The organism is Clostridium sp. MSJ-8 (genome assembly GCF_018918325.1).
Classification (GTDB): Bacteria; Bacillota; Clostridia; order Clostridiales; family Clostridiaceae; genus Clostridium.
In genome coordinates, this window is sequence record NZ_JAHLQH010000012.1 from 21,699 (window position 1) to 42,646 (window position 20,948).

General features: G+C 27.2%; 22 protein-coding genes. 14 read left to right on the forward strand and 8 right to left on the reverse strand.

Annotated features, from left to right (window positions below):
- Positions 1–211 precede the first annotated feature (211 nt).
- The 3 genes from KQI77_RS01445 (at position 212) to KQI77_RS01450 (ending at position 2,471) form a co-directional block, all read left to right on the forward strand.
- Entirely contained in the window at positions 212–922 is a 711-nt protein-coding gene (locus KQI77_RS01445) for a metallophosphoesterase (protein ID WP_216387578.1), read from the forward strand.
- 132 nt (positions 923–1,054) lie between these two features.
- Positions 1,055–1,186 (forward strand): hypothetical protein, encoded by a 132-nt coding sequence (locus tag KQI77_RS13130; RefSeq protein WP_301281667.1) that lies wholly within the window; start codon positions 1,055–1,057, stop codon positions 1,184–1,186.
- A 4-nt stretch (positions 1,187–1,190) separates the two neighbouring features.
- Positions 1,191–2,471, forward strand: coding sequence for an SUKH-3 domain-containing protein (locus tag KQI77_RS01450; RefSeq protein WP_216387580.1), 1,281 nt, complete (start codon positions 1,191–1,193; stop codon positions 2,469–2,471).
- Between the two features lie 153 nt (positions 2,472–2,624).
- Here the strand turns inward: KQI77_RS01450 and KQI77_RS01455 are convergent, their stop codons facing one another.
- Genes KQI77_RS01455 through KQI77_RS01465 form a run of 3 tightly spaced genes read right to left on the reverse strand, consistent with a single transcriptional unit; the run spans position 2,625 to position 4,776 of the window.
- On the reverse strand, positions 2,625–2,765 hold the full coding sequence (locus KQI77_RS01455) for a FeoB-associated Cys-rich membrane protein (protein ID WP_216387581.1): 141 nt from the start codon (positions 2,763–2,765) through the stop codon (positions 2,625–2,627).
- Positions 2,766–2,780: 15 nt separating this feature from the next.
- On the reverse strand, positions 2,781–4,541 hold the full coding sequence (feoB, locus tag KQI77_RS01460; RefSeq protein WP_216387583.1) for a ferrous iron transport protein B: 1,761 nt from the start codon (positions 4,539–4,541) through the stop codon (positions 2,781–2,783).
- A 13-nt stretch (positions 4,542–4,554) separates the two neighbouring features.
- Positions 4,555–4,776 carry a ferrous iron transport protein A gene (locus KQI77_RS01465; protein WP_216387584.1) on the reverse strand — a complete coding sequence of 74 codons (222 nt, stop codon included), beginning with the start codon at positions 4,774–4,776 and terminating at the stop codon, positions 4,555–4,557.
- A gap of 189 nt (positions 4,777–4,965) precedes the next feature.
- Here KQI77_RS01465 and KQI77_RS01470 point away from each other — a divergent pair, with 189 nt between their 5' ends.
- Entirely contained in the window at positions 4,966–5,661 is a 696-nt protein-coding gene (locus tag KQI77_RS01470) for a ribonuclease H-like domain-containing protein (RefSeq protein ID WP_216387586.1), read from the forward strand.
- Positions 5,662–5,703: 42 nt separating this feature from the next.
- Here the strand turns inward: KQI77_RS01470 and KQI77_RS01475 are convergent, their stop codons facing one another.
- A complete protein-coding gene (locus KQI77_RS01475; protein WP_216387840.1) occupies positions 5,704–6,546 on the reverse strand; it encodes a ComEC/Rec2 family competence protein in 843 nt (280 codons plus the stop codon).
- Between the two features lie 235 nt (positions 6,547–6,781).
- Between KQI77_RS01475 and KQI77_RS01480 the strand changes: the two genes are divergently transcribed.
- Positions 6,782–8,527 carry a phosphoenolpyruvate carboxykinase gene (locus KQI77_RS01480; RefSeq protein WP_216387588.1) on the forward strand — a complete coding sequence of 582 codons (1,746 nt, stop codon included), beginning with the start codon at positions 6,782–6,784 and terminating at the stop codon, positions 8,525–8,527.
- Positions 8,528–9,383: 856 nt separating this feature from the next.
- Here KQI77_RS01480 and KQI77_RS01485 read toward each other — a convergent pair.
- The 3 genes from KQI77_RS01485 to KQI77_RS01495 all read right to left on the reverse strand — a co-directional run bounded on the left by KQI77_RS01485 (position 9,384) and on the right by KQI77_RS01495 (position 10,840).
- On the reverse strand, positions 9,384–9,938 hold the full coding sequence (locus KQI77_RS01485; RefSeq protein WP_216387589.1) for a putative ABC transporter permease: 555 nt from the start codon (positions 9,936–9,938) through the stop codon (positions 9,384–9,386).
- A gap of 157 nt (positions 9,939–10,095) precedes the next feature.
- A complete protein-coding gene (locus KQI77_RS01490; protein ID WP_216387591.1) occupies positions 10,096–10,302 on the reverse strand; it encodes a DUF378 domain-containing protein in 207 nt (68 codons plus the stop codon).
- Positions 10,303–10,369: 67 nt separating this feature from the next.
- Positions 10,370–10,840: an Lrp/AsnC ligand binding domain-containing protein gene (locus KQI77_RS01495; RefSeq protein ID WP_216387593.1), complete on the reverse strand. Its 471-nt coding sequence runs from the start codon at positions 10,838–10,840 to the stop codon at positions 10,370–10,372.
- A 180-nt stretch (positions 10,841–11,020) separates the two neighbouring features.
- On the opposite strand from KQI77_RS01495, the gene KQI77_RS01500 reads away from it, so the two are divergent.
- Positions 11,021–11,350: a hypothetical protein gene (locus KQI77_RS01500; protein ID WP_216387595.1), complete on the forward strand. Its 330-nt coding sequence runs from the start codon at positions 11,021–11,023 to the stop codon at positions 11,348–11,350.
- Positions 11,351–11,419: 69 nt separating this feature from the next.
- Here KQI77_RS01500 and KQI77_RS01505 read toward each other — a convergent pair whose 3' ends face one another.
- Entirely contained in the window at positions 11,420–12,412 is a 993-nt protein-coding gene (locus KQI77_RS01505; protein WP_216387596.1) for a CehA/McbA family metallohydrolase, read from the reverse strand.
- Between the two features lie 119 nt (positions 12,413–12,531).
- On the opposite strand from KQI77_RS01505, the gene KQI77_RS01510 reads away from it, so the two are divergent.
- From KQI77_RS01510 to KQI77_RS01545, 8 genes are all read left to right on the forward strand, one after another.
- A complete protein-coding gene (locus tag KQI77_RS01510) occupies positions 12,532–13,362 on the forward strand; it encodes a S1 RNA-binding domain-containing protein (protein WP_216387598.1) in 831 nt (276 codons plus the stop codon).
- Positions 13,363–13,450: 88 nt separating this feature from the next.
- The gene (locus tag KQI77_RS01515) at positions 13,451–14,149 is read left to right on the forward strand and encodes a TrmB family transcriptional regulator (RefSeq protein WP_216387600.1); all 699 of its coding nucleotides are present in this window, start codon (positions 13,451–13,453) and stop codon (positions 14,147–14,149) included.
- A 1-nt stretch (position 14,150) separates the two neighbouring features.
- Positions 14,151–15,401, forward strand: coding sequence for a diaminopimelate decarboxylase (locus KQI77_RS01520; protein WP_216387601.1), 1,251 nt, complete (start codon positions 14,151–14,153; stop codon positions 15,399–15,401).
- Between the two features lie 412 nt (positions 15,402–15,813).
- The gene (locus KQI77_RS01525) at positions 15,814–16,374 is read left to right on the forward strand and encodes a hypothetical protein (protein WP_216387603.1); all 561 of its coding nucleotides are present in this window, start codon (positions 15,814–15,816) and stop codon (positions 16,372–16,374) included.
- Positions 16,375–16,392: 18 nt separating this feature from the next.
- A complete protein-coding gene (locus KQI77_RS01530) occupies positions 16,393–17,379 on the forward strand; it encodes an SPFH domain-containing protein (protein ID WP_216387605.1) in 987 nt (328 codons plus the stop codon).
- Positions 17,380–17,446: 67 nt separating this feature from the next.
- Positions 17,447–17,605 carry a DUF1540 domain-containing protein gene (locus KQI77_RS01535; RefSeq protein ID WP_216387607.1) on the forward strand — a complete coding sequence of 53 codons (159 nt, stop codon included), beginning with the start codon at positions 17,447–17,449 and terminating at the stop codon, positions 17,603–17,605.
- 432 nt (positions 17,606–18,037) lie between these two features.
- Positions 18,038–19,402, forward strand: coding sequence for a Trk system potassium transporter TrkA (gene trkA, locus KQI77_RS01540; RefSeq protein WP_216387608.1), 1,365 nt, complete (start codon positions 18,038–18,040; stop codon positions 19,400–19,402).
- A 2-nt stretch (positions 19,403–19,404) separates the two neighbouring features.
- Positions 19,405–20,856 carry a TrkH family potassium uptake protein gene (locus KQI77_RS01545; protein WP_216387609.1) on the forward strand — a complete coding sequence of 484 codons (1,452 nt, stop codon included), beginning with the start codon at positions 19,405–19,407 and terminating at the stop codon, positions 20,854–20,856.
- Positions 20,857–20,948 lie beyond the last annotated feature (92 nt).

The window sequence follows — 20,948 nt, forward strand, 5'->3', positions numbered from 1 at the left end:
AGTATTTTTAAGATACTAAAAATAAGTAAAGATCCCTAAATGCTATAAAATCACTAAAATTCAGACAGTATAGCATTTTATATGGGATCTTTATTCTATAGGAAATACTCTTGACTATTATTTATAAATATTATGTAGTATTATTAAATAGACGAATTAGAATTAAAGAGGAGTTTGGTAAATGATTTAAAAAATAGGAGGGGATAAATGAATGAGATATATTATTTCTGATATACATGGACATTATAGAGAATATATTGAATTATTGAAAAAAATAAATTTTTCGCAAGAAGATAGGCTGTATATATTAGGGGATGTTGTTGATAGAGGCCCTCAACCTATAGAAGTATTACAAGACATTATGAAAAGGGATAATATATCGTATATCATAGGCAATCATGATTATGATTTTAAATGCTATATAGATAAATTAGGGTTTAATCTATGTAATTTTACTAATGAAGCAGACAAGTTTGAGTTTATATCGTGGTCTAGGGATGGAGGAATACCAACTATAGATGGCTTCCTGAATTTATCATGTGAAGAAAAAAATAACATATATAATTACATAAATAATGCTAGTGCATATGAGCAAATAGAATATAAAGAAAAAAAATATATACTTGTACATGCGGGAATTTCAAATTTTTGTGCAAACAAACTTCTAGAAGAATATAGTTATGAAGATTTCATATCAGAGAGAATAGATTATTCTAGAAGATATTATAAGGATGTTAATACATTCATTATAACTGGTCATACTCCTACTTGTTTTATACGACAAGATTCTAAAGCATTAGTATATATGGGGAATGGGCATATTGCTATTGATTGCGGATGTTCCTACATGGGAAACTTGGCAGCGTATTGCATAGAAACAGGTAAAACAGAGTATGTAGAAAATACAAATAAGATTAAGTAAATATTTTGTGAAAACATTAATATTCTCAGAAGAAGATAACTATTATTATTCATTAGGTCAATATATGATGAGCAAAATGATTTTATTTTAACTTGTACTATCTATATTCTAGCTCCAAGTGCTAGAAAAGCAATGTTAAATGGAGCTAAGTTTGAAAATTTATCATTTAAATGCATTGGAACAGAAAGTGGTAAATATGCAAAAACATGTTCAAATTGTAAAGAAACTTTTGAAGATTGCATTGATATAGGAGATGACAAATAGAATTATGAAAAAAGAATTAGAAGAAGTATTAAAAAAAGCAGGATGGTATGAAGGAAGAAACATAGATATAGAAGAAGACATAAGAGAAATGGAATGTGCAGGATTAGTATTCAATGAAAAAGCGAGAGAATTTTTAAGAGAGTATGGAAACTTAAAGATTACTGTTGAAAGTGAGTTTTTAAATGAGAGAAATACACATATTCATAATACTGAATTACTTGAAATGAAAAAATTTATGCATGGTAAATCAGGATATTGGTATTTAGAATGTGGAGATAAAGAACTGAAGAAGGAAATGGAATTAAGTCCTATTATACTTGTTGATAGTGGTAGATATGTTATCTATATGTCTAAGGATGGAAAGTGTTATTGGGAAAATTACTATTTTGCAGAGAATATAGAAGAAGCATTTTATAGAGTATTAACACTACATTTAGAAGAACAAGAGATAATTATAGATACATTAAAAACAGCAGGGTGGTATGAAGGAAGAAATATAGATATTACTCCTTGTGTTAAATGTATGGAAGAAGGAAGATTAGAAAATCCAGTAAATGAATATGCCCAAAAATTTTTAAAAGAATTTGGAGAACTAGATATAAATATAGAAACATACTTTGATGGGGAAAAAAGTATTCGTAATTATAATACTTATTCTAGTGAATTATCTAGGCATAACCAAATAGAGCTTAATTATATAGATTATTATAGAGAATTAGAATCAACACCTATAATAATAGGCAATAATTCCAACTATGCTATTTTTATGTCTAATAAAGGAATGTATTATTGGGAGAGAGGAATATGGGCTAATAATATAGAAGAATTATGGAGAGAATTACTAAGTGCAACAATAAGAGATAAGGAAAGGATATATTGTCAGTTAAAAGAAGCAGGATGGCATAAAGGAAGAAAGATAGATATATCAGATAGTATAGTACAGTTAATGAATAATGGCTTTAACATTAATAATAAAGCTAAGGAGTTTTTAGAAGTATATGGAGAGATGCTTATAGATAAGAAGTATATTCATTTTGGAAAGAGATATAATACAAAGTATTCATTATATACAAGGGATATTATAGATTGTATGTATAGTAATAAAGTAGAAAAGTTTCCATATAAACAAAATTCAACTCCTGTTATTTTAGTGAAGAAAGAGGATAAAGAATTTTTAATATATATATCAGAAACAGGTGAATTCTATGCTGAAGAGAAGCTTTTTGCAGAAAATATTGAACTGTTATGGCATAGATGTGTGCATGATTATAGCTATATAGATTAAATATATAATATTATTATCTGAACAGTAATTATGGACTTTAGTCTTGTGTTGAAACGAAGTGAAACATTAAACCACCTGCTATGCAGGTGGAGAGCAATAAAGGTTATACCAATGCTATGGCAGTGTATAAATCTATGAAATAATGTGCTATGTTCATTTTATTTTTATATTACATTTATTGCAATTACCACTATGATCGCAATGATCACAGTGGCCTTTTGCAGATGAGCGTATATTTTTTATTATAATAAACAATGCTAATATTACTATAAGTATAGTGATTATTATTTCCATATAATTCACCTCAAGTTATATTAATAAACCGCCTATATTGTATATCAAGAATGCAACTATCCATGCTAGAATTAATTGATATACAACAGAGAAGATAGTCATTTTAGTTCCGTACTCTCTCTTCATAACCCCAATAACAGATACACAAGGAGTATAAGTTAGTATAAATCCTAAAAATGCATAAGCTGATAAAGGGGTAAAGAATGTTAATAATGTATTTGTGAAATTACCAGCAAAGATAACCTTTAATGATGCTACTATACTTTCTTTTGCTAATAATCCTGATAATAATGCTACTGAAGATTGCCAGTTACCAAAGCCTACAGGCTTAAATATAGGTGCTATAAATGAACCTATTTTTGCAAGTATACTATCATTTATATTATCAACTAAACCATGTATGCTGAAGTTAGATAAGAACCAAATAACAACACTCATAGCAAAGATAAGTGTTCCAGCCTTCTTAACAAAATCTTTTCCTTTATCATATAATTGTCTACATATAGAATTAAAAGAAGGTATTTTATATTCAGGTAGTTCAATTATAAAAGGTTCTTCATCTTGCTTAAATAACGTATTTTTAAATATAATACCTATTATGAAAGCTAGAATTATACCTAATAGATATAGTGATGCAACAACTAACATTTGATGCTTCTTGAAGAATACAGAAGCAAATATTGTATAAACTGGTAGCCTAGCATTACATGACATCAGGGGTATAATAAGAGCTGTTAACTTTCTATCTTTTTCACTTTCTAGTGTTTTTGAAGTCATTATTGCAGGTACTGAACATCCAAAACCTACTATTAATGGAATAAATGCTTTGCCTGATAATCCTATTTTTCTCATAAGTTTATCCATTAAAAAAGCAACTCTTGCCATATATCCACTATCTTCAAGGATTGTTATACATACAAATAATGATAAAATAACTGGTAGTAATACTAAAACTCCGAAAACTCCAGATACAATACCATCAACAATTAACGATCTAAACCAATCAGAAGAATTTGCCATAATTGAATTCAAAAATGGAATAAGATGCGAATCAACTAAATTGCTTAATAAATCTGATAGAGGTTGTCCTACCCATGAAAAAGTAAATTGAAATGTTAGAAACATCATTAATATGAATATAGGATAAGCTAGATATGGGTTAAGAAGAATTTTATCTATCTTATCAGAAGTAGATTGAGAATTCTTATTTACATATTTGATGCATTGATTTAATGTAGAATTTATAAAATCATAAGCGGCTTTTTCACTTGCAAAGCTAAATTTAGAATTATCTTTATGTATAGGAATATCTCCTTTTAATGAAGATTTTAATTCTTGTATGCCTATTTTTCTAGAAGCTGATATTGGAACTACTTTTACATCTAATATATTTTCTAGAGTAGTGTAATCAATAATTACGCCTTTTTTTTCAGCTATATCTACCATATTTATAGCTAGTATAATAGGCTTGTTGAATTCTTTTAATTGAGTGGTTAGATATAGGTTTCTCTCTAAATTAGTACCATCAACAATGTTAAGTATAATATCAACATCATCTTGTTTTAAGTAATTTTTTGCAACCTTCTCTTCATTAGAAAAAGTATCCATAGCATATATTCCAGGAAGGTCTACAAGCTTAATGTTATCGAAATAACCTTCTTTTTTATCAACAGTAACTCCAGGCCAATTACCAACATATTGTTTTGAACCAGTTAGGGCATTAAATAGTGTTGTTTTACCGACATTTGGGTTACCTAACAAAGCAACAGTTTTCATATATTTCTCCCTTTTAAATAGTAATACTTATATTCTTAGCATCCTTTTTCCTTATAGCTAGATTAAATCCTCTAAAATATATTATTAGAGGGTCACCTAGAGGCGCTATTTCTTTTATAGTAACTTCAGTTCCTTGAATACAACCTAGTGCAGATAATCTCTTTGACAATTTAGGGTTGCCAGACACAGATTGGATTATTCCTGATTCACCTTTTTTTAAATCAGATAAGTGCATAACAATATCACCTCTTATTGATAATCAATAGCAATATGTTATCATTATTATAGCTAAAAGTCAATTGTATTCATAATATAACTAGTATTAAAGATTAAATTTTATATACTTAATCACATTTTCAATTTCTTATTATAATGGTATAATAAAAAAAGCTAAGCTATAAAATATGCGGAAAAGAGTGATAAGGTGATAATTAGAGAAAACACCATGAAAGTAGAAGATATTTCTCTAGATTATAGAATAGAAAGTGATGACGTTAAGTATAGTGCAGATGAAATGATATTCTTTGATTTAGAGCATTATGTATATAAAAAACCTAAATGTATAGGAGTATTTGGTGCATGTGTATATAGTAAGGAGAAAAAATCCTTAGAAGTAACACAATATATGATAGAGAATAAGTATGAAGTTATTGATATCCTACATTTAGCACATAGATATTTCATTGATATGAAAAATAATAATAAGAAAGCAATAGTTACTTTTTCGGGGAATAATGACTTTACTGTAATTAACTATTTATTTAAAAAATATAGCATAGAATATAACTTTGATGAAGAATATGATGCTATAGATGTGCAGAAAGAATATGAAAGGTATATGGGATCTTCTATAGGACTAAAGAATTTAGAGAAAAAATTTGAAATCTTTAGAGAAGGGGAAGTTATAAGTGGTTCTAATTTGGCTAAGACTTTTCATAAAGTATTAAAGGATGATACATATATAATGAGGATGCCGAAGGAGAAGATAGAGAAGATTTTATTATATAATGAACAAGATGTAGTTAATTTATATCATATACTTAATAGTTGGAAGAAATACATTACACCTGAAATAGTAGAAACATCTAATTCTAATGATAATGATAATAAGGACGAATAGCAAAGAAGATCACCTGAAATTTAATTTTAAGTGATCTTTTTTTTAATTTCTTTTATATATTTTATATCCATCTGAATATAGAATTATTGTATCATCTATATCAGTACGAAAATATGTTATTTTGTATTTTGATAGTAAATCTAGTATTTCTTTATTTGGATGAGAATATTCATTATCTTTTCCAACAGATATAATAGCAATAGATGGATTAACTTTTTGTAAAAAATTCACACTAGTAGAAGTATTAGATCCATGGTGACCTATTTTTATAACATCTGAATTAAGGTTATAATTTCTACTTAGTACCTCTTCTTCAACTTCAGTTTCTGCATCACCTGTAAATAAAAATGAAATTTTTTTATATTGAATTTTTATAATTGGCGAATAATTATTAGTATTTTCATATATCTTATTGTTAGGAGAAAATACAGAAAAGGATATATCTTTTCCGAGGTTAATGGATGGAGTAGAAGGATTTATTGTTTTGATTTTTATATTTTTTAATTTTAATGCATCTATCATATCTTCATATATTTTGCCAGAATAATTTACTTGTGGCATATAGAAATTATCTATGGAATATTTATTAATTACTTGAGCCATACCACCTATATGATCATCGTGTGGATGAGTAGCTATAACATAGTCGAAAGAGTGTATATTATACGAATCAATATATTTTATAAGATTAGATACATTTTCACGAGTTCCTGCATCTATAAGTAGATTTTTACCGTTAAATTGAATAAGGGTGGAATCACCTTGACCTACATTTATGTAATGAACAATTAGGTTGTTTTCTACATATGGTTCTTTATTACAACTAATAGTAAATATAGCAAAGAATAATAATACAAATGCTAATATTTTTTTCATTATTTTAATATATCCTTTCAAAAATTAATATGTATATTATTTGTTTATTACATAAATACTTTAAATATTCATATATAAATTGATTTTTAATGCAAAATGCAAAATAAAATTTTGAAAATTGCATTTTTGATGGTATAATAAAGAAGTTGAAGTGAAAAACAACGATAAATGAATTTTTAGAGGTTTAGAAATTGCATAGAGGAGGTGAAGTCTATTGCTATAGATATGTAGCAATAGCAAATTAATGAAAAAAGAATTTTCAATGAGTAATGACAAGGTTATAATTAATTTCACCACAAAGTATTGTAAAACAGCAGAAGCATTACTAGAAAGTGAAGGATTTAGAAGAGTTCTAGATGTGTATCTAAAAAAGGCACAGAAAAAACAAAAGGCATCATTTAGACATTTGAAAAAGAGCTTAAATACAGAAGATATTGCAAGTATAAGAACTGATTTAACTAGAGTATTTAAATATTTAACAGTAATGTCAGCAGAAGAGGTTATTTATAATAACAATAGATATCAAGAATTATTGACAAATAAAGATGAGTTTATAGGAATAGTTGAAGAGTTATACTCATTTTGGAGAAGGATGGAAAGATACACATTAATACATGGAGGTACTGTTGAAGGTGGATTAGCAGCTATGAGTTTTACTGAAGCTAATGATAATTTTTCAGCCTTAGTACTTAAATTATATAGAAAGATAGAAAAAAGTGTATTAGGAGTTCAACCTAAAGTATTTAGACAAATACCTGCAGGTGGTAATGCTAGTATTATGATTAATAAACTTGTATGGCCTATACCTAATGGATATGAAATATTAGAAGATATTCCTTTTATAGATTCTATATTGTTAGAAACTCCATTTATAACATATCCTAAGAGAAATACTAGAGATGGAATATTTAATGAAGTAGATTATAATCCACTTAAGTATAGTAATATTAACAAAGATCATTGGTTCTGTTATCCAGCAAAGATAGGAGAATCACTTGCATATATATATTTCCATAGAGATTATATGGAACATGGAATAACATTATGTAATCTTTTTGAAATGGCTAGAAAGGATGAATGTAGAGGAAGAAAACCAGATATAATATTTGTTCATGGAGCAAGTGATGATGGTGATGAGTTAAAAACTGTATTCTATGATGATGAGAAAAATGATATTATGTTAGGATATATAAATCATTCTGAGAAGGTAGATTATTTTGGATATATTAAGAAGATGTCGTTAACTCTACACAATATAAGGATGATTAAGAAGGGTTATTTACCTATTCATGGTGCTATGGTTAATATAGTATTAAAAAATGGAGAAACTGCCAATGTTGTAATTATGGGAGATAGTGGAGCAGGAAAATCTGAAAGTTTAGAAGCATTTAGAGCATTAAGTGAAGATTATATATCAGACATGACTACATTATTTGACGATATGGGTACATTTAAACTTATTGATAATGAAATAATAGGTTATGGAACAGAGATAGGTGCATTTGTAAGATTAGATGATTTAGATCAAGGATATGCATTTAAAGAAATAGATAGAAGTATATTTATGAATCCAGATAAAATTAATGCAAGACTTGTAATGCCTATTACACCTTATAAAGAAATAGTAAAAGGATATAAGGTAGATTATTTCTTCTATGCAAATAATTATACAGGGGTAGAAGAAGGAGGTAGTGCTCTTGAATACTTTAAGAATGCAGAAGATGCTAAGAAGGTATTTATGGCAGGTGCAAGAATGGCCAAGGGAACTACAACAGAAAAAGGACTAGTTGAATCATTTTTTGCAAATCCTTTTGGACCAGTTCAGAAGAAGAAAGAAACTACTGAACTAATAGATAAATATTTTGCAGCTATGTTTGATAACGGTAATGTAAAAGTAGGACAGATAAAAACATGTTTAGGTGTAAGTGGTCAAGAAAAAGAAGGACCAAAGAGAGCAGCTGTAGAATTATTTGAAGAAATAAAAGGATAACGAGTAATACAAGTTAGATAACTTATATTTTACAATAATTAATATCAATATTATATGTTTTCATAAATAGCATAATTTCATTAAGTATTTCTAACTATAAAAAAATTAAGGTATTATTGTTAAATAACTTATGTTTCACAATAATTAATATCAAAATTATATGTTCTAAGTAAATAATATAATATCATTAAGTATTTACTAATATAATAAAAAAGAGTAAAGATCCCTAAATACTATAAACTCGCTAAAGCTCAGACAGTATAGTATTTTTAACGGGATCTTTACTTTTTTATTATAAGAAATACTAAATTCTATTATAGATAATTTACTTAAATCAATAATTTGATATTAATTAACTGAAAAGATAAGTAATCAAAAAATATATTGGATAATTTTTTTTAAGTAAGAATTACTGAAGACTTAAGATGCTTATAATAATATAGATACACTAAAAATCAACATAACGCTTAAATAATTAAAATATAATAAGCTTAGTGGAAGTAACCATTATTGTTAAGGTTAGAATTATAGGTAGATATAGAATAATATAACCATGAAGAATTATAGATTAGTAGAAATAATTTGGAACAATCGGTTACTGTAACTAATGCTATTATATTTTAATTATCAATAATTTATTCAAAGCAATAATATTGATACAAATAAAGAAAATCATAATATTAGCATTATCAAATAACATTGGATTTTCCATTATAATAATATTATTTTACTTAAATCAATAATTTGATATTAATTAACTGAAAAAATAAGTAATCAAAAAATATATTAGATAATTTTTTAAAAGTAAGAATTACTGAACTAATGCTATTATATTTTAATATGTTTCTTACTAGAGTTATATATTCAAGTTTTTAAATAATGAAATTTTATCAAATACATTTTGTGATTTTAGTAAATTGAATAATGTATATGCAATATCTAAAATGACAATAGTCCAAAGTATATTAATAGAATATTGAATATAAATAGGTGGAACTAATGAAATAAATTTAACTATAGTTGGATGTACTATCTTTATAGCAGCTACTGCAAGTAAACCCCAAAATAGTGAAAAGTGTAAACATATTCTACCGTTTATGTTAAGTGGGTCTTCAGTATAGTCCCAATATCTTCTGTTAAAAAGTTTCTCCAAAACAAAAGAAGTTATATATTCAATAAGAGATATTATTATTGTTGAAGAAAGAAATAGTAATAATATATTAGAACTAATAGGTTTCAATAAAAATATAATAGTTATTGTACAAAAACCATATATAGGACATATGGGACCTTTCAAGAAACCTCTGTTAATAAACTTATGTTGGTTCTTATAGGCATATATAACTTCAAAAGTCCAACCTATAAAACTATATATAATAATATGTAAAAACAAAAAATTAAACCCCATCATAAAAAAATCACCCTTCTGTTATTAAGTATATTACATATTGTAAAAAAAAATGATTAAAAAAAGTCTACAGAAAACCTTAATTATATCTTAAGATTGCAAAATGAATGCAAGCTTAACTAAATATAATTATGAGTTAAGCTCGCATAAAAAATAGTTATTAGTTAGATTGATTGTATCTTGATTTCGCATAGAACGAAATACAGTATAGGCCACTAAGACCTACTAGAGCATAAATAATTCTGCTTAAAATACTCATAGAACCAAATAATGCAGATACTAGGTTGAATTCAAAGAATCCAATAAGTCCCCAGTTAATAGCTCCGATTACTACAAGTGCTAAAGCTATTGAGTCTAATACTTTCATAATACTATCACTTCCTAATAATCATTTGCAGTAATAGTATGCCACGAAACAAACAAATGTATACGTTTTATTCTAAAGTAATATTTCTATCTATTGGTTGAGATAAGGATATGAATGTATCAGTTCTCTGAATACCAGTTATGTTGTTTATTTTATCTAGTAGAATGTGTTGTAAGTCTATGATGTTCTGAGAGATTACCTTTGCAAACATTGAATAATTACCTGTAACTAAATGTAGTTCTACTACTTCAGGAATTTTTTTGATTTCTTCATAAACAGCATTGAAAGAGGATGTTTTATCAACATATAATCCGACGAAGCAACATACATCATAACCTAATTTATTTAAATCTAATAATATTTTTGAACCTTTTATAATTCCCAGATCCTCCATTTTTTTCATACGAACATGAATAGTTCCACCACTAACATGGCATACTCTAGCAATTTCTAGATAAGGAGTTCTACAATCTTTTATCAATAAGTCTAATATCTGAAGATCTAGATCATCTAATTGGTTTGATAAAATTAAAGACATATTTATCACCTTCTTAAAAACATATTTATTTATTTTTTATTTTATCAAAAAAATATGTAAATTAAAAGAAAAAATAATAAAATATCTATTTAAAAAAAAGTATATAATAATTATATGTGTTAATCTAATAGAATTTATGTTAAAATGTTTTATTATACAAATTGAATGGAGTGAGAAAGGTTGCATATATTATTTACAATTTTATATTTTATTTTAATGATTGTTTTAGTTGTACTTGGAATAGCTGCTTTAAAAACTTATGTATTTGATAAGATAAGAATAAATAAATATATTCCTCTTGCAGCATCTATTGTTATTATAGTTTTAGATTATATATTTAGAGATTGCGGTAGAATTTATACATCTATAATGAGCTTGATAGCAATATATTTATTTTCATGGTTTTTTGATATACAGCAGACAGGTGGACCAAAGAAAGAAAAGAAGATTGTTATTAAGCCTAAGGCTAAACCTAATAGAGTGAAGAACGCTAACAAAAACAAAAAATAAATGTTTATTATGAATGCTTAAAATCAATATTTATTACAAGAGTATTGATTTTAAGCATATAAATATTTTTTAAACTAAGATTGAATTGTTTAAAAATATAGGTGAAGATATAGCTAGCCTATTATTGTTTTGACGTATTCTTATTATATACCATGTTTCATTATCAGAAGGTTTATGTTCATACATATATTTAACAGAATGTAAGTTTATGTTTGATATTTCTTTTATTATCTTGTTATTATTTGTGACAATTTCTATATCCTTTATTTTATTTATTGAATCTTCAGCAAATATATTAAAGTTTAATTTATCATTTCTTTCAATTTCATTTCCCATCATAAATTTATTAATAGTAAAGAAAAACTTTAAAGTTCTAGATTCTGTAGAATAAGTTGTTCTATTTCTAAAGGCATTTATTAAACTCTGCTTATTTAATTCTTTTGTTACTACTGCTGTTAGATTATCATAATCACCGAAGTTGATTCTATGATTATCTTGACCATTTATAGCACCTAATTTCCATCCCATATCTAGAAGCTTATAATAATAGATATCATGTCTTGTGTATTTTTCAAGATAAGAACCATTTCCTACTTCTATAGAAGTAATTATTTTATTTAGCATTTCATTATATTTTAATTTGAGTATATTTTTATGAGGATGATTTAAGGTTATAATAGAATTAGGGTTATTAAGCATCCATAGAATTATTAATCTTAAATCAGTTATAGTACCTTTAAAAAAAGTATTAGGATTAATTATGTTCATATCACCATAGGAAGATTTGGTTTCAAAACCAATCATGGATAGAAAATTATCGTTTTTTCGATTGAATTTATCACACATGTATTTTGAAGAGCTCCATTTAGATAAAGTTTTATTGTTTATATCAATATTTTTATTAAGACATGAATTATGGTCTGTAATTATTAAAAAATCTAAACCTTTGTTAAGTGCATATTCATATGCGTTTATTGGAGTGCCACGCCCAGTAGAATATATGGTATGAGCATGAGGAATTCCATAGAAAAATTTATATGAACAAGATTTTGATTTTTGCATACTATTGTCCTCATAATGTATTAATTCTATAAAGTATATTACTTAACTAATTAAAATAATGACAATAATAAGCTGTAATGATAAAATAGGAAGATAGTTAAAGAAAGTAGGGATAACAGATGATATATTTAGGCGAATATAATGAGTTAAAAGTAGATAGACAAGTAGATTTTGGATATTATTTAGAAGATGAAGAGAAGAATGCAGTATTATTACCAAAAGGTTCTTTAAACGGTAATAGTATAGAAGTAGGAGAGATGGTTGAAGCTTTTATCTATAAGGATAGTAAGGATAGACTTATAGCAACCCTTAAGAAACCTTATATACAAGTGGGCGAGGTTGCTTATCTTAAGATAGTAGGAACTAGTGATTTTGGAGCATTTGCAGATATGGGACTTGAGAGAGATATTTTTATTCCACTAAAAGAACAGAAATTTAAGTTAGTAAAAGGTAAGAGTTATCTGTTATATGCTTATGTTGATAAAACAGGAAGATTAGCAGCTACGACTTATGTTGATTCTTATATAGATATAGGAGAAAACTATAATGTTAATGATGAAGTGTATGCTATTGCCTATGGAAGAGGTGGAGATAAGACAATAAGGGTTGCTATTGATGGATTATATCAAGGAATAATATTAGGTAATGAACATTATGAAGATATATATCCAGGAGATAAGCTAAAGGTTAGAGTGAAGAGATTATATGAAGATGGTGTTATAGGTGTTACTCCTAGAAAAACTAGATTCGAAGAGAGAGATGAACTTCAAGAGAAAATATTAGATTACCTTAAGTCTAATGGTGGTTATATGATATATAATGATAAATCATCACCAGAAATAATTCGTGAACAATTTAAGACTTCTAAGAATTATTTTAAGATAGCATTAGGAGGGCTTATGAAAGCTGGTCTTATTGAGCAAAGTCCAGAAGGAACAAAATTAAAATAATAATTGAAAATTGTTATCAATTCGGTTGACTTTTCGATAAATTTGTATTATAGTATTCCTAGATAGGAACACTTTATGGAGGAACCTTATGGATAACATAGAAGAATTGATGAATTTTGGTCTTACTAGACAAGAAGCAACTGTATATGTAACGTTGTGCTCAGAGGGGAAGCTTAATGGATATGAAGCGTCGAAGTTAACAGGAATATCTAGATCAAATGCATATAATGCATTAGCGGGATTAGTAGAGAAGGGTGCAGCTTATATTATAGAAGAGAATTCTGTTTATTATACTCCAGTACCTATTGAGGAAATTTGTAGTAATAAGATAAGATTTCTAGAAGAGATGAAAAATAAGCTTGTAAAGACTATTCCACATAAAAGAAAAGAATCTCAAGGATATATCACCATAAAAGGTGAGAAACATATTATGGATAAACTTAATAATATGTTATTAGAAGCAAGAGAGAGAGTATATTTATCTTTAAGTAGTGATAGAATAGAATATTTTAGAGAAACTCTAGAAAAACTTATATTAGCAGGCATTAAAGTAGTAATTATTACTAATAATAATTACAATATTGATGGAGCTAAGGTATACAACACTGATATTGATTGTGAGCATGTTAGATTAATAGTAGATTCAGAATATGTTTTAACAGGAGAGATAGAAGACGCTAATAATTCAACATGTTTATATTCTAATAATAATAATTTAGTTCAAGTATTTAAGGAAGCATTGGCTAATAAAATCAGTTTGATAAAAATAAACAAGGGGGCTTATTAAAATGCAAAAAAAACCATTTGTAACTAAGGAACAAATTGAAGAAATTGTAAAGGAATATCCAACACCATTTCATATTTATGATGAAAAAGGAATTAGGGAAAATGCAAGAAAGCTATACAAGGCTTTTTCTTGGAATAAAGGATTTAAAGAATATTTTGCAGTAAAGGCAACACCAAATCCATATATATTAAAAATACTTCAAGAAGAAGGATGTGGAGTTGACTGTTCATCATATACTGAATTATTAATGTCATCAAAATGTGGATTTAAGGGAAGAGATATAATGTTCTCATCTAACGATACTCCAGCTATGGAATTTAAGTATGCAAGAGAATTAGATGCTACTATTAACTTAGATGATATTACTCATATAGATTTCTTAAAGGAAAGTGCAGGTATACCTAAGAGAATATGTTGTAGATTTAATCCAGGTGGAGTTTTTGAATTGGGAACAGATATAATGGATAATCCAGGAGATGCTAAGTATGGATTAACTAGAGCTCAAATGACAGAAGCGTTTAAGAGATTAAAAGAATTAGGAGTAGAAGAATTTGGTATTCATTCATTCTTAGCAAGTAATACAGTTTCAAATGAATATTATCCAACTTTAGCTAAAATACTTTTTGAATTAGCAGTAGAACTAAAAGAAGAAACAGGTGCTAATATAACATTTATAAACTTATCAGGTGGTGTAGGAATTCCATATACTCCAGATAAAGAACCTAATGACATAATGGTTATTGGAGAAGGTGTTAGAAAGGTATATGAAGAAGTATTAGTTCCAGCAGGAATGGATAATATATCTATATTTACAGAACTTGGTAGATTTATGCTTGCTCCTTATGGACATTTAGTTACTAAAGCTATACATGAGAAGCATACTTATAAGGAATATATAGGTGTAGATGCATGTGCAGTTAACTTAATGAGACCTGCTATGTATGGAGCATATCACCATATTACAGTATTAGGTAAGGAAAATGAACCATGTGATCATAAATATGATATAACAGGATCATTATGTGAGAACAATGATAAATTTGCTATAGATAGAATGTTACCTAAGATAGATATTGGAGATTATCTAGTAATTCATGATACAGGAGCTCATGGGTTTGCAATGGGATATAACTATAATGGTAAGTTAAAATCTGCTGAATTATTATTAAAAGAAGATGGAACAGTTAAAATGATAAGAAGAGCTGAAACACCAGAAGATTATTTTGCAACATTAGATTTTTCTGAATTCTAGAAGAATTTATAATAAAAAGAAAAATACAATGTTATTTGTTTAATAAGTATTATGATTTTCAGTAATTAGTATCGATATTATATGTTTAAGTAAATAATAGAATATAATTAAGCATTTACTAATGTAATAAAAAAGAGTAAAGATCTCTAAATGCTATAAATTCACTAAAGTTCGGACAGTATAGCATTTTTAATGAGGTCTTTACTTTTTTATTATAAGAAATACTAAATTCTATTATAGATAATTTACTTAAATCAATAATTTGATATTAATTAACTGAAAAAAATAAGTAATCACAAAAAATAATTCGATAATTTGTATAAGCTGTATAAAAGTTTATTGTTATGATGACAAATAAATGTAAATATAGTAAAATTACTAATATGCAATATGACTTAGGAGATAAATATAAATGAATATTCTAAAAAAATTTTCTGAGATTATGAAGTTAAATGTAAAAGCTTTTGGAAGTAAGGAGAATGAATCAATAAAAGATATAGATAAATATCTTAGTGATTTTGAAAAAGATTTAAAGGCAATTAAAGCAGAAGGCAATGCTATAGAAGCAGAAATCAATAGAATTAAGAAAAATCTAGATGAGATAGAGGAAGAAAATCAAAAGTATGATAAATATATTGATAAAGCTAGAGATAGTGGTAACGTTTCTGATGTAAATATATTTACTTCTAAAAAAGAAAAATTAGAAAATGAATATATAAGATTGCAAGAAATATATAATATAAATAAAGATAAAATGGCAAAAATAATTCAGATGGAGAAGAAACTATCATTGGATATAGAGATATTACGTGGTAGAATTTCTAAGGTTGATTCAAGTGTAGATCCTAAGAGTATAAATGATGTACTAGAAAAAGCAAATAGACTTGTGCTTGAGACTGAGGCATTAGATGATCTTAATAATAGAATAGATAATGATTCGAGTTTTAACGAATTTATAAATAAAAATGATTAGTGAAAAGGAAGGTATTTTATGGGACTATTTTCAAAACAATTTGCAAATGTAGTAGAATGGGAAGAATATAGAGAAGATCTTATGTTCTGGAAATGGAGTAATAGAGAAATAAAAAAAGGATCTAGATTAATAATTAGACCAGGACAAGATGCTATATTTATGTTTAATGGTAAAGTAGAAGGTATTTTTAAAGAGGATGGAGATTATGATATAGAATCACAGATCATACCATTTTTATCTACTCTTAAAGGTTTTAAGTTTGGATTTAATAGTGGAATGAGAGCGGAAGTTTTATTTGTTAATACAAAGGAATTTACAGTTAAGTGGGGGACTAAACAAGCTATTAATATTCCACATCCACAACTTCCAGGTGGAATGCCAATAAGAGCACTTGGAACATTTAATTGTAGACTCTTGGATTATATGGCTTTTATAGACAAGATAGCAGGAATTAAACAGATATATTCTATAAATGATGTAAAAGAAAGAGTAACATCTATGCTAGATCAATTACTTATGAAGTGGATAACAAGAGAAGGTAAGGATATGTTTAACTTACAAGCAAATTCTTTTGATATTTCTAGAGGTATATGTGAAGACTTGGATATGGAAATGAATAAAATAGGTATACAAATAACTAACTTTAATATAGGTAGTTTTTCATATCCTGAAGAAGTTCAAGCTATGGTAAATAAAGTAGCATCTCAAAATATGGTTGGTGATGTGAGTAAATACCAAACAATTAGTATGACAGATGGAATGGCATCTGGAAAAGTAAATGGCGGTGGTGTTGCAGCAGATATGGCTAGTATTCAAATGGGAATGGCTATGGCACAACAAATGGTAAATAATATGCAACAAACACAAAATCAAACTAATGTTTCAAATACACAAAATAATACACAAAGTAATACTCAAGGTGCTGGACCTAAATTCTGCCCAGAATGTGGAACTAAGACTAATGGTGCAAAGTTTTGCCCAGAATGTGGTAAAAAACTAATTTAAAAAACATAAATAATTTCTTAAATATGAGGCATACTAGTAGTGTAATATTTAAGGAGGTTGATGTTTTATGAATATTAACAAGAGTATAGGTTGTACAGTTAAAGAGTGCAAGTATAATGCAGATAATCAAAATTATTGTACTTTAGAGAATATATTAGTAGGAACTCATGAAGCTAACCCTACTGTTCCAGAATGTACAGATTGCAAGTCATTTGTTAAGAAATAACTATAAGTAAGTAAAGGTATCTAGAATTACTAGATACCTTTAGTTGTTATATAGAAAATAACAGTATTGTTAAAATTTTAATGTAGTGCTAGAATATAGATGTTATGTTTTATAGTAATTTTGTTTTTTTAGCAAATTGCAGATATATTGAGAAATAAACAGTTTTATTAATGTAGATGATTTTTAAACTTTTTCATTTACCTGTTTAACTATTGTATAGTTTTTATAAATAAAATATAATGGGAATAGTTGCTTTTTTGATGTTTTAAAAAGTATGATAATTAAAGCAGAAAAATAAAAATAGTGCCATGACAGAGGATATCAAATAAGTTTTAGAACCTGTCATAATGGTTAAACAAAAGTGTTTTATGCTTAAAATAATATAAATACACTTTTGCACTTTTCAATTTTAACTAAAAGGGAGATATACTAATGAATATAATTATAGTTGGAGTAGGAAAAGTAGGATGTACTATAGCAAAGTATCTTTCGTTAGAGGAGGATAATGTTACTGTTATAGATAAAAAGGCAGATGCCTTAAATCGTATCAATGATAAGCTAGATATAATGTGTATCAAGGGAAACTGCACAAGCTTAAAGGTTCTACAAGAAGCTGGTATAGAAGATGCTGATTTACTAATAGCAGTTACTGATAGTGACGAATTGAATATGCTTACTTCTCTAGCAGCAAAAAAGCTAGGTTGTAAGTATACAATAGCTAGAGTTAGAGACCCTGGATATGATGAGGATATAACATTATTAACAGAATCTATAGGAATAGATTTGGTTATAAATCCTGAAAAAGCTGCTGCAATTGAAATATCAAAATTAATAAAATATCCATCTATAGGTAGTGTTGATGATTTCGCCAATAGAAGAGTTAATTTGGTTGGAATAGATGTATCAAGAATAGATAGCTTAGTTGGTAAAAAAGTAAGTGAGATAGAGTCTATTAGAGGAAATCTTTTAATATGTGGTGTTGAAAGAGAAGATGAATTTATCATACCTAATGGTGATACTATATTCTGTATGGAAGATAGAATATATGTTATAGGTGCCCATAGAGATATTGTTAATTTCTTCAAATCTTTGGGGAAATATAAGAAAAAGATTAAAACAGCTATGATAATAGGCGGAGGTAAGATAAGTTATTATCTAGCCAAGATAATAAGTGATATAGGTGTTAATTGTAAGATAATAGAGAGAAAATATGAAAAATGCCAAGAATTAACTGAATTATTACCTAATTCTGTAATAATAAGTGGAGATGGTATGGATGAAGATTTATTATTATCAGAGAACTTGTCGGCAGCCGATACATTTATTACATTAACAGATAGAGATGAAGATAATTTGATTGCATCTTTATTTGCATACAAGTTAAATGTACCTAATATAATAACTAAAATAACTAGAGATAACTATACGGATATTGCGAAAACCATAGGAATTAATTCTACTATAAGCCCTAAAATAGTTACGGCAAATAAAATAATAAAATATGTAAGAAGTATAAAAGGTAGTAGAGAATCAGCAATAGAGAATATATATAGAATATGTAATAATAAAGCAGAAGCAATAGAATTTATAGCAGATAAGAATACTTATAATCTAGGTAAGTGTTTCAAGAATATTGATTTTATAGATGGTTGTATAGTAGCGATTATTGTTAGAGATAAAGAAGTAATAATTCCAACTGGAGATACGTTTATAAAAGAACAAGATAGAGTGGTTGTTGTTAATAGTGGAGCTAAACCATTATATCTTAATGATATATTTCTTGAAAGAGAGGAATAGAAATGAATTTTAAGGTTGTGTTAAAACTATTAGGGAATGTAATAAAATATGAACTAATTCTTATGTTCATACCTCTAATAATATCATTTATATATAGAGATGGAGATACAATGAGTTTTGCACTTACTATAATAATGATAGCTCCAATTACCTACCTTCTATGTAGAATTGAACCAGGCAAGCCTGATTTTTATGCCAAGGAAGGCTTCCTAACAGTAGGGTTATCATGGATATTTATATCAATAGTAGGAGCTATACCATTTGTATTAAGTGGAGTAATTCCTGATTTTATAGATGCTTTCTTTGAAACTGTATCAGGTTTTACAACTACAGGTGCTACAATCATGACCTTTGTAGAAGGACTTCCTAGAGGGATAATGTTTTGGAGAAGTTTTACTCACTGGATAGGGGGAATGGGAGTACTTATATTCGTGCTATCATTAATACCTAATCTTGGTTCTAACAATACAATTCATTTATTAAGAGCTGAGAGTCCTGGGCCATCACCAGGTAAAATTGTTCCAAAGATAAAAGATACAGCAAAAATTCTATATCTTATATATCTTGTTTTGACTATTATAGAAGCAATTGTCCTAATGTTTTTAGGAATGTCACCTTATGATGCGTTTTTACATGCTTTAGGCACAGCTGGTACTGGTGGTTTTTCTAATATGAATAATAGTATAGCAGGGTTTAATAGTCCAGCCATTGAATGGGTTATAGCTATATTTATGATTATATTTGGTGTTAATTTTACGTTATATTTTCAACTTATAAAGGGTAACCTAAAGTCTGTATTAAAATCAGAAGAGCTTAAAGCTTATCTTTTGATTATTCTTGCTTCAGTTATATTTATAAGTATAAATATATTGAATTTAAATCATGGCAATATCTCAAAATCAGTAAGAGATGCAACTTTCCAAGTTAGTTCTATAATTAGTACAACGGGATATGCAACTGTTGATTATAATATATGGCCTACATTTAGCAAGATGATTTTATTTTTGATTATGATAGCTGGTGGAATGGCAGGATCAACAGCTGGAGGAATAAAGACTATAAGAATAGTTATAGTTTTAAAAGCCATAAAGAGAGAAATAGATAAGATATTACATCCAAGAAGAGTTAAGAGTGTTAAGATAGAAGGAAAAGTTGCAGAAGAAGATACTATATCTGGAGTGTTTTTATTTTTAGGTGCATATGCAGTAATAGCGCTTATAGGTATGTTTATAGTTGCACTTGATGGTTTTGACTTTACAACTACATTGAGTTCTGTTGTTACTGCAATTAGTAATGTTGGACCAGGCTTTGAAATAGTAGGACCAGCAGGGAACTTTTCAGCCTTTTCCCATTTGAGTAAATGTGTATTATCTTTTTGTATGTTAGCTGGAAGGTTGGAAATATATCCTATGCTTATATTATGTAGTCCATCATTGTGGAGAAAAAAATATTAATATAGAAATATAATAGCATTAGTTTTAATAACCTATTGTTCTGTATTATTTAGTTCAATTTCATTATAAAATTAGTCGAAAAATATTTTAAG

What these genes read in the sequence shown, in the direction of transcription:
- KQI77_RS01445 (WP_216387578.1), top strand. Translation starts at nt 212, where the DNA reads ATGAGATATATTATTTCTGATATACATGGACATTATAGAGAATATATT.
- KQI77_RS01450 (WP_216387580.1), top strand. Translation starts at nt 1,191, where the DNA reads ATGAAAAAAGAATTAGAAGAAGTATTAAAAAAAGCAGGATGGTATGAA.
- KQI77_RS01545 (WP_216387609.1), top strand. Translation starts at nt 19,405, where the DNA reads ATGAATTTTAAGGTTGTGTTAAAACTATTAGGGAATGTAATAAAATAT.
- KQI77_RS01525 (WP_216387603.1), top strand. Translation starts at nt 15,814, where the DNA reads ATGAATATTCTAAAAAAATTTTCTGAGATTATGAAGTTAAATGTAAAA.
- KQI77_RS01480 (WP_216387588.1), top strand. Translation starts at nt 6,782, where the DNA reads ATGAAAAAAGAATTTTCAATGAGTAATGACAAGGTTATAATTAATTTC.
- KQI77_RS01530 (WP_216387605.1), top strand. Translation starts at nt 16,393, where the DNA reads ATGGGACTATTTTCAAAACAATTTGCAAATGTAGTAGAATGGGAAGAA.
- KQI77_RS01455 (WP_216387581.1), bottom strand. Translation starts at nt 2,765, where the DNA reads ATGGAAATAATAATCACTATACTTATAGTAATATTAGCATTGTTTATT.
- KQI77_RS01515 (WP_216387600.1), top strand. Translation starts at nt 13,451, where the DNA reads ATGGATAACATAGAAGAATTGATGAATTTTGGTCTTACTAGACAAGAA.
- KQI77_RS01535 (WP_216387607.1), top strand. Translation starts at nt 17,447, where the DNA reads ATGAATATTAACAAGAGTATAGGTTGTACAGTTAAAGAGTGCAAGTAT.
- KQI77_RS01520 (WP_216387601.1), top strand. Translation starts at nt 14,151, where the DNA reads ATGCAAAAAAAACCATTTGTAACTAAGGAACAAATTGAAGAAATTGTA.
- KQI77_RS01490 (WP_216387591.1), bottom strand. Translation starts at nt 10,302, where the DNA reads ATGAAAGTATTAGACTCAATAGCTTTAGCACTTGTAGTAATCGGAGCT.
- trkA (WP_216387608.1), top strand. Translation starts at nt 18,038, where the DNA reads ATGAATATAATTATAGTTGGAGTAGGAAAAGTAGGATGTACTATAGCA.
- KQI77_RS01485 (WP_216387589.1), bottom strand. Translation starts at nt 9,938, where the DNA reads ATGATGGGGTTTAATTTTTTGTTTTTACATATTATTATATATAGTTTT.
- feoB (WP_216387583.1), bottom strand. Translation starts at nt 4,541, where the DNA reads ATGAAAACTGTTGCTTTGTTAGGTAACCCAAATGTCGGTAAAACAACA.
- KQI77_RS01510 (WP_216387598.1), top strand. Translation starts at nt 12,532, where the DNA reads ATGATATATTTAGGCGAATATAATGAGTTAAAAGTAGATAGACAAGTA.
- KQI77_RS01505 (WP_216387596.1), bottom strand. Translation starts at nt 12,412, where the DNA reads ATGCAAAAATCAAAATCTTGTTCATATAAATTTTTCTATGGAATTCCT.
- KQI77_RS13130 (WP_301281667.1), top strand. Translation starts at nt 1,055, where the DNA reads ATGTTAAATGGAGCTAAGTTTGAAAATTTATCATTTAAATGCATTGGA.
- KQI77_RS01495 (WP_216387593.1), bottom strand. Translation starts at nt 10,840, where the DNA reads ATGTCTTTAATTTTATCAAACCAATTAGATGATCTAGATCTTCAGATA.
- KQI77_RS01465 (WP_216387584.1), bottom strand. Translation starts at nt 4,776, where the DNA reads ATGCACTTATCTGATTTAAAAAAAGGTGAATCAGGAATAATCCAATCT.